The 10,874-nt window shown below is 47.6% G+C and carries 8 protein-coding genes; 7 read left to right on the forward strand and 1 reads right to left on the reverse strand.

Annotation, left to right across the window (positions count from 1 at the left end; all coding sequences use genetic code 11):
* The first annotated feature begins 65 nt into the window (after nt 1–65).
* The gene (locus tag CBF27_RS13345) at nt 66–4,394 is read left to right on the forward strand and encodes a PolC-type DNA polymerase III (protein ID WP_126815129.1); all 4,329 of its coding nucleotides are present in this window, start codon (nt 66–68) and stop codon (nt 4,392–4,394) included.
* A gap of 70 nt (nt 4,395–4,464) precedes the next feature.
* Here the strand turns inward: CBF27_RS13345 and CBF27_RS13350 are convergent, their stop codons facing one another.
* The gene (locus CBF27_RS13350; protein WP_126815131.1) at nt 4,465–5,286 is read right to left on the reverse strand and encodes a metallophosphoesterase; all 822 of its coding nucleotides are present in this window, start codon (nt 5,284–5,286) and stop codon (nt 4,465–4,467) included.
* Between the two features lie 230 nt (nt 5,287–5,516).
* Here CBF27_RS13350 and rimP point away from each other — a divergent pair, with 230 nt between their 5' ends.
* From rimP to rbfA, 6 genes are read left to right on the forward strand one after another with little or no spacing between them, the layout of a single operon-like run.
* Nucleotides 5,517–5,990 carry a ribosome maturation factor RimP gene (gene rimP, locus CBF27_RS13355; protein ID WP_126815133.1) on the forward strand — a complete coding sequence of 158 codons (474 nt, stop codon included), beginning with the start codon at nt 5,517–5,519 and terminating at the stop codon, nt 5,988–5,990.
* A gap of 20 nt (nt 5,991–6,010) precedes the next feature.
* A complete protein-coding gene (nusA, locus tag CBF27_RS13360) occupies nt 6,011–7,144 on the forward strand; it encodes a transcription termination factor NusA (RefSeq protein WP_126815135.1) in 1,134 nt (377 codons plus the stop codon).
* A 16-nt stretch (nt 7,145–7,160) separates the two neighbouring features.
* Nucleotides 7,161–7,454 (forward strand): RNase P modulator RnpM, encoded by a 294-nt coding sequence (gene rnpM, locus CBF27_RS13365; RefSeq protein ID WP_126815137.1) that lies wholly within the window; start codon nt 7,161–7,163, stop codon nt 7,452–7,454.
* Complete coding sequence (locus tag CBF27_RS13370) at nt 7,454–7,759, forward strand: YlxQ-related RNA-binding protein (RefSeq protein ID WP_126815143.1); 306 nt, start codon at nt 7,454–7,456, stop codon at nt 7,757–7,759. Before rnpM ends, CBF27_RS13370 begins: the two co-directional genes overlap by 1 nt.
* Nucleotides 7,760–7,771: 12 nt before the next feature.
* Entirely contained in the window at nt 7,772–10,321 is a 2,550-nt protein-coding gene (infB, locus tag CBF27_RS13375; RefSeq protein ID WP_126815139.1) for a translation initiation factor IF-2, read from the forward strand.
* A gap of 31 nt (nt 10,322–10,352) precedes the next feature.
* A complete protein-coding gene (gene rbfA / locus CBF27_RS13380; protein WP_126815141.1) occupies nt 10,353–10,703 on the forward strand; it encodes a 30S ribosome-binding factor RbfA in 351 nt (116 codons plus the stop codon).
* Nucleotides 10,704–10,874 lie beyond the last annotated feature (171 nt).

Genomic DNA, 10,874 nt, shown 5'->3' on the forward strand with positions numbered 1-10,874 from the left:
ACACGATTGCCGCTAGGACCCTTTTTCATGTGAATGAGATGTAAAAAGAGGGAAGGACAGACACAATGAGCGGAGAACATCTATATGAAAAATTATTGCAGCAGACTGGATTGACAGACTATCTCGATAAACAGCCGCTGCTTCGTCAAGGAACCATTGAGCGTGTGCTTGTCCATAAGCAGAGACGTTTGTGGGAGTTTAAACTGCATTTCCCGGAGATTTTACCCGTCGCGGCTTACCAGCTTTTATGTCAGCAGTTGGCCTTGGCATTTCAGCAGATTGCCGATACATCGGTGACGATCAGTTCGGCATCTGCGGCGTTTACCAGCGACCAGCTGGCTGACTACTGGCTGCTGAGCTTGGAGAATGAAAACTGTGAAACGCCCTTGATTAAACAGACGCTCACCAAGCAATCGCCGCGGCTGGAGAGCGGGCGGGTCATGTTAACGGTTCAAAATGACGGCATGCTTGACTATTTGAAGAAACACTATTTGCCGCTGATAGAGGAGAACTACCGCCAATTCGGCTTTCCAAAGTTCACCATCGAGGCACTGGTCGATACCGAAAAATCGGAGGAATTGGCACAGGCGTTTTATGAACGTCAGCAGGAACAGACTGAAATGTTCATGAAACAAGCGGCAGAAGCAGTCGAGCGCAACGAACAGAAAAAACAGCAGCAAGCTGAGACTCCCGTGTTGAACGGTCCGATTCAGCTGGGACGAACTATTCCGGCGGATGAACCGATTATACCGATGGGAAATATTTTCGAAGAAGAACGCCGGGTTACGATTGAAGGCTATATCTTTGATAAGGAAGTGCGCGATCTGCGTTCGGGCCGTAAAATTCTGATTATCAAAATGACCGACTACACATCGTCTTTTTCAGTGAAAAAGTTCTCCAACAACAGCAATGACGAAGCTGTTTTTGAAGCGATCCAAAAGGGCAGCTGGATACGGGTGCGCGGCAGCATTCAGGAGGACACGTTCATGAAAGACTTGGTGATGAACGCCCAAGACTTGATTGAAGTGAAACATGCCAGCCGCCAAGATACCGCACCGGCGAATCAGAAGCGTGTGGAGCTCCATCTTCATACAAATATGAGCACGATGGACGCGACAAACAGCGTGGGCGATTTTGTGGCACAGGCCGCCAAATGGGGGATGCCGGCGCTTGCTGTCACAGACCATAGCGGTGCCCAAGCTTTTCCGGATGCGTATCAGGCGGGGCAAAAACACGGCGTCAAAATCCTCTACGGCGTCGAGGCCAACATCGTCGATGATGGCGTACCTGTTGCTTACAATGAAGCGCATATTGATTTGAACGAAGCGACTTATGTCGTTTTTGACGTGGAAACAACCGGACTGTCGGCTGTCTATGACACCATTATCGAGCTGGCAGGTGTCAAGATGCATAAGGGCAACATTGTGGAAACATTTGAACAGTTCATTGATCCGGGACACCCGCTGTCTCAAACAACGATTAATTTGACAGGTATCACGGATGACATGGTCCGGGGGTCGAAAAGCGAGCAGGAAGTTCTTGAGATGTTCCGGGAATTTTGCGGCGACAGCATCCTCGTTGCCCACAACGCCAGTTTTGACATGGGCTTTTTAAACACGAGCTATGAAAAATATCAGATGCCGGAAGCGCCTAATCCGGTCATTGATACATTGGAATTGTCACGTATGCTGCATCCTGACTTGAAATCACACCGGCTGAATACGTTGTCCAAAAAATATAAAATCAACTTGGAGCAACACCACCGTGCCATTTACGACTCGGAAGCGACGGCACAGCTCTGCTGGATTTTTTTGAAGAAAGCCAAAGAAGAACATGACATGACTTACCACGATGAGCTGAACAGCCGGATCGGCGAGGGCGATGCGTACAAACGCGCCCGTCCGTTTCATGGTACGATTCTTGCCCAGACACAGGAAGGGCTGAAGAATCTGTTTAAACTCATTTCGAAATCCAATGTGTCTTACTTCTACCGCGTGCCGCGTATCCCGCGCTCAGAATTAAAAAAATACCGCCGGGGCTTATTGGTCGGGTCGGCTTGCAGCAATGGCGAAATTTTTGAGGCGATGATGCAAAAGGGGATTGACGAAGCAAAACGGCGGGCGAAGTTTTATGATTACATCGAAATCATGCCAAAGCCGGTCTATGCCCCGCTGCTGGAACAGGAATTAGTCAAAAGCGAAGAAGACTTGGAAGAAATCATTAAAAACCTGGTGCAAATCGGCGACGATTTAGACAAACCAGTAGTGGCAACAGGTAATGTCCATTACTTAAACCGGGAAGATGCAATTTACCGGAAAATTTTAATCAATTCCATGGGCGGCGCGAATCCGTTGAATCGCCATTCGCTGCCGGACGTGCACTTTCGAACGACCGATGAAATGCTGGCAGAATTTGCTTTTCTAGGGGACGACACGGCACATAAAGTTGTTGTTGAAAACAGTGTGGCCATAGCCGACCTTTGTGACGATGTCGAGCCGGTGAAAAAAGAATTGTACACACCTAAAATCGAAGGGTCTGAACAGGAAATCACCGATTTAAGTTACACTGAGGCCCACCGTCTTTATGGCGAGAATTTACCGGAGATTGTTGAAAAACGACTGGAAAAAGAATTGAAGAGCATTAACGGTAATGGTTTCTCGGTTATTTATCTGATTTCCCAAAAGCTGGTCCACAAGAGTCTGGAAGACGGCTACTTGGTCGGCTCGCGGGGGTCGGTCGGTTCGAGTTTTGTCGCAACGATGACCGGGATTACCGAGGTCAACCCGCTGCCGCCGCACTACCGCTGCCCGAACTGCAAGTATTCGGAGTTTTTTGAAGACGGCTCATACGGCTCCGGCTTTGATTTGCCGGAGAAGGAGTGTCCAAACTGCGGCACGCGCCTGTCAAAAGACGGACACGACATCCCGTTTGAAACCTTCCTTGGTTTCCACGGCGACAAAGTACCCGATATCGATTTGAACTTCTCAGGCGATTATCAGGCGCAGGCGCACAATTACACGAAAGTTTTGTTTGGTGAGGATTACGTGTTCCGTGCGGGGACAATCGGCACAGTCGCAGATAAAACCGCCTATGGATTTGTGCGGGGATATGAGCGCGACCACAACTTGCATTTCCGGAATGCCGAAGTCGACCGTCTGTCAAAAGGGTCTACGGGCGTCAAGCGGACGACCGGTCAGCACCCCGGCGGGATTATCGTTATTCCGGATTACATGGATGTGTATGATTTCACCCCGGTCCAGTATCCGGCAGATGACCAGAATGCCGAGTGGCAGACGACGCACTTCGATTTCCACTCCATTCACGATAATGTGTTGAAGCTGGATATTCTGGGCCACGATGACCCGACCGTCATTCGTATGTTGCAGGATTTGTCCGGAATCGACCCGAAAACAATTCCGACGGACGACCCGGAAGTCATGAAGATTTTTTCCGGACCGGAAGTACTGGGCGTGACGCCTGAGCAGATTTTTTCCAAAACAGGCACGCTCGGTATCCCCGAGTTCGGCACAAAATTTGTACGCGGGATGTTGGAACAGACTCATCCGACGACTTTCGCGGAACTGCTCCAAATCTCCGGTTTGTCACACGGGACAGATGTCTGGTTAGGCAATGCTGAAGAACTGATTCGGCGCGGCGAAGCGACATTGGCAGAAGTTATCGGCTGTCGTGACGACATCATGGTCTACTTGATTCATGCAGGGCTGGATGACGGACTGGCTTTTAAAATCATGGAAAGCGTCCGGAAAGGGAAAGGGATTCCAGATGACTGGCAAGAGGAAATGCAGAAGAACAATGTGCCGTCTTGGTACATTGAATCCTGTCTGAAAATTAAGTACATGTTCCCTAAAGCCCACGCAGCTGCTTATGTTTTGATGGCTTTGCGGGTGGCTTACTTCAAAGTGCATTTTCCGATTTTATATTATGCGGCCTACTTCTCAGTCAGAGCGGAAGATTTTGACATAGTGGCAATGGCAACGGGCAAAGATGCCGTAAAAGCACGTATGAAAGAAATCATGGACAAAGGCATGGATGCTTCCACTAAAGAGAAAAACTTGCTGACAGTCCTTGAAATCGCCAATGAAATGCTGGAACGCGGCTTTAAATTTGCGATGATCGACTTGTACAAGTCTGATGCGGAAAACTTCGTGATTGACGGCGACACACTGATTGCGCCTTTCCGGTCAGTACCGAGTCTGGGGATTAACGTGGCGAAACAAATCGTGGCTGCCAGAGAGGAGCAGGACTTCCTGTCCAAGGAAGACCTCGCAACACGCGGCAAAGTGTCCAAGACCTTGATCGAATTCATGAATGAAAACGGCGTGCTGAAGGGCCTGCCTGATGAAAACCAGCTGTCGCTCTTTGATATGCTGTAAAGAAAAAACGGCAACTGCTGAAAACAAGTTAAACATTGTTTTCATCAGTTGCCGTCTTCTTTTTTTCAGTTCAGCAAATTGTCACGAACAGTAAGTGGGGTGGATTATTCAAACGGATTGGGAAGGTGCTGTTTGCCAGCCCGCGGCTCACAAACAGACTGGTTGTGTCAAATTGATAGCGTCCGCTCGAATAGGTTGGGAACACCCCCTGGTCTGGCGAAAAAACGCCGCCGATGCCCGGAATCCGAAACTGTCCGCCATGTGCATGTCCGCTAAACACAGCAAGCAGCGCGGTACCGGAAAAATGGTCGAGATAACTGTCGATTTTTTCGGGGTGGTGGGCGATGATGACAGTCGGCAGTGTCGGATTGATCCGCCGATATTCCGTTTCCGGCAGGCGCGTACTTTTTTCAAATAAGCCGACAACCGCGAGGCGGGCATTATTTTTTTGAAACACTGTTGCCTGATTCTCAAGCAGTGTCGCTTGTCCGGCGGTGACCAGCTGTCGCCACTGTTCATACTGACCGGATGAAGTTTCATGATTGCCCGGCACGAGGTAGACAGGCGCAATGCCGCACAGCTTCGGCAGCAATGAACGCAGCCGGGTCGAAGCGACTGTTTCAGTCCGGTCAATGCTGTCGCCGCTGATGAAAATGACATCGGGTCGTTCTTTTTTCAGCGGGTTCAGGAGTTGTTCTTCGGTCAGTTTTAAACGCGGGAACTGCAAATCGGAGAGATGGGCGATTTTTATCGGTTCAGCCGCCAGTTGTGCGCAATCAGAGCGGACGGTAAACGATTCGACTTGCAGTGTCCGGTTTTCCCGGTACCCCTGCAGACAGGAAATACCCGCAATCGCTAATCCGGATAATGTTATTTTATTGAATAAATTCATACACGATAACCTCCCTGGGAATTGTACTATAGCAAATAGGAATTAAGAAAGGATTAAATCGTGAATCTTTTAAGAATTTTTAACAAATTCGCGCTGGAACGTGTTTTCTTGAACTAACAGAAAAGTTATGATAGAATACAAATGTAAGATATGACGGGTGAAAGAGTGAGCGTTCAAACGCTCACTCTTTTTGATGGAAATCCCTTTTAACCTGAAGGAGGCGATAAGCATTGGCAAATGTTGTAAAGATAGTTAGTGAGACGGTTAGTCCGATTCTGGCGCACTATCATTTCGAACTGGTGGATGTTGAGTATGTAAAGGAAGGAAAAAACTGGTTTCTGCGGGTGTTCATTGACAAACCCGGCGGCATTGATATTGAAGAATGCGTCATTGTCAGTGAAGAATTGAGCGCTAAAATGGATCAACTGGATCCAGACCCAATTCCGCAAGCATATTTTTTAGAAGTGTCCTCGCCAGGTGCAGAGCGTCCTTTGAAGAAAGAAGAAGATTATATCCATGCCATCAATGAATATATTCATATTTCTCTGTATCAAAATGTAAATGGTGAAAAACAGTATCAAGGGTTTCTGAAAAAAGTGGATGAAGAAACGTTGACATTACTGGTAAAAATTAAAACAGCTGAAAAAGAACTAACATTTGACAGAAAAAACATTTCAAAGGCGAGATACGCTATTCAATTTTAAAAATGGAGGAAACAGTTAACATGAACAAAGAAATGTTGGGTGCACTGGACGCACTTGAAAGAGAAAAAGGCATTTCGAAAGATATTGTGATTGAGGCGCTTGAAGCAGCACTGATTTCAGCGTACAAACGTCATTACGGACAAGCTCAAAATGTGGAAATTGAATTCAATAAAACAAAAGGCGATGTCCACATTTATTCCATTAAGGAAGTCACTGAGGAAGTCATGGATTCACAGCTGGAGGTCAGTCTGCAAGACGCTCTTGCTATCAATCCGGCTTATGAAGTAGGAGATTCCATCCGCTTTGAAGTGACACCGAAAGATTTTGGGCGGATTGCAGCGCAAACGGCCAAACAGGTTATTTTGCAGCGCGTCAGGGAAGCTGAGAGAAATATCATCTATAATGAATTCAGTGCTTATGAAAATGAAATCATGCAAGGCATTGTGGAAAGACAGGACCGCCGTTATATCTACGTGAATTTAGGTAAAATAGAAGCTGTTCTTTCCAAACAGGACCAGATTCCGAATGAAGTTTATCAACCTCATGACCGGATCAAAGTGTTCATTTCAAAAGTTGAAAATACGTCAAAAGGTCCGCAAGTCTATGTCAGCCGCAGTCACCCTGATTTGTTGAAGCGTCTGTTCGAACAAGAAGTTCCGGAAGTCTATGACGGGGAAGTCGAGATTATCAGCATCGCCCGTGAAGCAGGCGACCGTTCAAAAGTCGCAGTGCGTTCCGACAACCCGAATATCGACCCGGTCGGCACATGTGTGGGGCCTAAAGGTCAGCGCGTGCAGGCTATTGTCAATGAACTGAAGGGCGAAAACATGGATATCGTTGAATGGGATGAAGACCCGGCAGTGTTTATTGCCAACGCGTTGAATCCGGCACAAGTTATTGATGTCATTTTTGCGGAAGACCAGCGGATGTGTACGGTGATTGTTCCCGACTATCAATTATCGCTGGCCATCGGCAAACGCGGGCAAAATGCCCGATTGGCCGCCAAATTGACGGGATATAAAATAGATATCAAGCCGGAATCAGAAATGGACGAATTTTTGGAAGGACTGGAAGAGGAAGCAGTCGTTGAAGAGGAGATCATTGAAACAGAGATATACGCAGATGATGTTGCAGGAGAGAGCGAAGAAGCTTAAGCTGGGAGGGAAGTAAATGAAAAAACGAAAAATTCCGATGCGCAAGTGTGTCGTCTCGAATGAAATGAAGCCCAAAAAAGAGATGATTCGTATTGTGCGCTCAAAGGAAGGCGACATTTCCATTGACCCGACCGGCAAGCTTTCCGGCAGAGGCGCTTATGTGAGTATCGAACCGGCTGTTGTCAAACAAAGCTGGGAAAAAAGGATTTTGGACCGAGTACTGGAAACCACTCTTTCTGATGAATTTTATCAGGAACTGTTGGATTACGTGACTCACCAGAAAGCCAGACAGGAATTGTTTGGCAAATGATGTCGCAACGGCAAAAGGCGCTGAACTTGCTCGGACTGGCAATGCGCGCCGGCAAACTGGTAACTGGTGAAGAAATCACCTTAAAACGTATCAAAGCAAATCACGTAAAATTAGTCATCGTTTCAGAAGATGCAAGCGATAATACAAAGAAGAAGATGACGGACAAATGTCAATCATACAAAACCCCTGTTGTATTCCGTTTTTCACAAGCGGAACTTAGTCACGCAATCGGAAAGAACCGGACAATCGTCGGGCTTTGTGATGACGGGTTTGCGAAAAAGTTGTTACAACTTATCAAGGAATAGGATGGTGATTGCATGAGTAAAAAGAGAGTGTATGAATTAGCAAAGGAGCTAAATCTATCAAGCAAAGAGATTGTCACAAAAGCTCATTCAGTTGGAATAAATCTAAAGAACCACATGAGTTCTTTATCAGAATCAGATGAAGCAGCGCTTCGCAAAAAAATAGGAAGTAGTGGTTCAGTGAAGGAAAATAAACAAACAAAAAACAATCAGCCGGTTAACAAAACAAATAGCACCAATCAGAACAGAAAAGATGGAGCTGACAAGCCTAAGCAGAACCAGCCGAAACATCAACAGGCCAATCGTTCTGAAAAAGGGGCTCAGCAGCAGCGCCGCAAGCCTCAGCAGCAAGGCGGCCAAGGCCAACAACAACGCAGCGGCGGTCAAAGTCAGCAGCGCAGCGGTCAAGGGCAGCAACAGCGCGGCGGTCAAGGCCAACAGCAACGCAGCAGCGGTCAAAGCCAGCAGCAACGTGGCGGTCAAGGTCAGCAGCAGCGCGGCGGTCAAAGCCAGCAGCAACGTGGCGGTCAAGGTCAGCAACAGCGCGGCGGCCAAAGCCAGCAGCAACGTGGTGGCCAAAGCCAACAGCAGCGCGGTGGCCAAAGCCAGCAGCAGCGTGGCGGTCAAGGTCAGCAACAGCGCGGTAGTCAGGGTCAGCAGCAGTCAGGTCGCAGACAGGACAACCGTGGGAAACAACAAGGCAGTTTCCAAAATAAAAATAGATTCAATAAAAAAGGCCGCAAAGGCAAGCGCGGACAACAGCAGTCGAACAAACCGGCAGTGCCACCGCGTAAGTTTAGAGAGCTGCCGGAAGTCCTTGTCTATACAGAAGGCATGAACGTGGCTGAAATTTCCAAGAAAATCTACCGCGAGCCGGCAGAGATTATTAAAAAACTGTTTATGCTGGGCATCGTGGTCAATCAGAATCAAGCATTGAATAAAGATACGATTGAACTGCTTGCAGCGGATTACGGCATTGAAGCGGAAGAAAAGATTCAAGAAGACATTGCGGATATCGATAAATTCTTTGAGCCGGAAGCTCTGAGCCAAGAAAATCTTGTCACAAGACCACCGGTAGTGACCATCATGGGTCACGTCGACCACGGTAAAACAACCCTGCTGGATACTCTGCGTCATACAAAAGTGTCCTTGGGCGAAGCCGGCGGTATCACACAGCATATTGGTGCCTATCAAATCGATGTTGAGGGCAAGCCGATTACGTTCCTTGATACACCGGGACACGCGGCCTTTACCAGTATGCGGGCGCGTGGAGCTAAAATCACTGACATTACCATATTAGTAGTGGCTGCCGATGACGGTGTGATGCCGCAGACAATTGAAGCAATCAACCACGCTAAAGCGGCAGAGGTACCAATCATTGTGGCAGTAAACAAAATCGATAAACCGACAGCTAATCCTGATAGAGTGATGCAGGAACTGAGTGAGCACGGACTGATTCCGGAAGACTGGGGCGGTGACACGATTTTTGTCCCGATTTCTGCTAAGTTCGGCGATAACATCGATGAACTGCTGGAAATGGTATTGCTTGTTTCAGAAGTTGAAGACTTGAAAGCTGACCCGACGCAAAAAGCCATCGGCACAGTTATCGAGGCACGGCTTGACAAGAGCAAAGGGCCGATTGTCACTTTGCTGATTCAAAATGGGACCCTTCATGTAGGAGACCCGATTGTTGTAGGAAATACGTTTGGTAAAGTCCGGGTCATGACGAATGACATCGGACGCCGCGATAAAGAAGCAGGCCCGGCCACACCGGTTGAAATCACTGGTTTGAACGATGTGCCCCAAGCAGGTGACCGTTTCGTGGTCTTTGATGATGAGAAGTCGGCGCGTGCGGCAGGTGAGGAGCGTGCAAAACGGGCATTGCTTGAACAGCGCGCAGCCAGCAGCCGTGTGACATTGGACAACTTGTTTGAAAGCTTGAAAGAAGGCGAACTGAAAGAAGTTAACGTCATTATCAAAGCTGACGTGCAAGGCTCGGCAGAAGCACTGGCAGCCAGCTTGAATAAAATCGATGTTGAGGGAGTCCGGATTAAAATCGTCCATTCCGCAGTCGGTGCAATTAACGAAAGTGACATCACACTGGCTTCGGCAAGTAATGCGATTATTATCGGATTCAACGTCCGGCCGACACCGCAAGCTAAAACACAAGCAGAACAGGAACATGTCGATATCCGTCTGCACCGGATTATTTATAAAGTCATCGAAGAAATTGAGACAGCGATGAAAGGCATGCTTGACCCTGAGTATGAAGAAAAAATCACCGGTCAAATGGTGGTCCGTGAAACATACAAAGTGTCCAAACTTGGTACTATCGGCGGCTGTTACGTGACTGAGGGCAGCATCTTCCGTGACGGCGGCATTCGTCTGATTCGTGACGGTATCGTCATTCATGAAGGTAAACTGGCCAGCTTGAAACGGTTTAAAGATGATGTCAAAGAGGTCAAACTTGGATTTGAATGTGGTGCCATGATTGAAGGCTACAATGATATCAAAGTTGACGATGTCATCGAAGGCTACATTATGGAAGAAATAAAAATCAGCTAAGATTGAAATTGTGAGGAAAGGAACGAATGACATGGCAAACTACCGCGACCGTCGTCTAGCGCAAGAAATTATGCGGGAAGTCACCGACATTCTTCAAAAACGAATACGCGACCCGCGTGTTCAAGGCATTACTATTACTGATGTTACGGTAACCGGCGATTTGCAGCAGGCGAAGATTTTTTACAGTCTATTATCAGATAAAGCGTCTGACAGTGACAAGGCACAGGAAGGTCTGGACAAAGCAAAGGGCTTGATTCGAAAAGAGCTTGGCAGCCGTTTGACCACTTACAAAACACCTGAACTCTTTTTTGAAAAAGACGCGTCTGTGGCGTATGGCAGCCGCATCGACCAGTTGATCAATGAGCTGAACAGTGAAAAATAATATCAGTGACTCTTAAAAGCTGTGGGCAACCACAGCTTTTATTTATGACTTTAGTCAGTTTCGCTCGCAAAGCGTGCGAAACAAAAAAACCGCGCGTTTCTACGCGTGGACGAAGTAGCTTTAGCGATAAAAAACTCCTTTCGATATACTGATAAGTGGCTACCAACCGCA

The organism is Vagococcus acidifermentans (assembly GCF_003987655.1).
In the GTDB taxonomy this organism is placed as follows: Bacteria; Bacillota; Bacilli; order Lactobacillales; family Vagococcaceae; genus Vagococcus_B; species Vagococcus_B acidifermentans.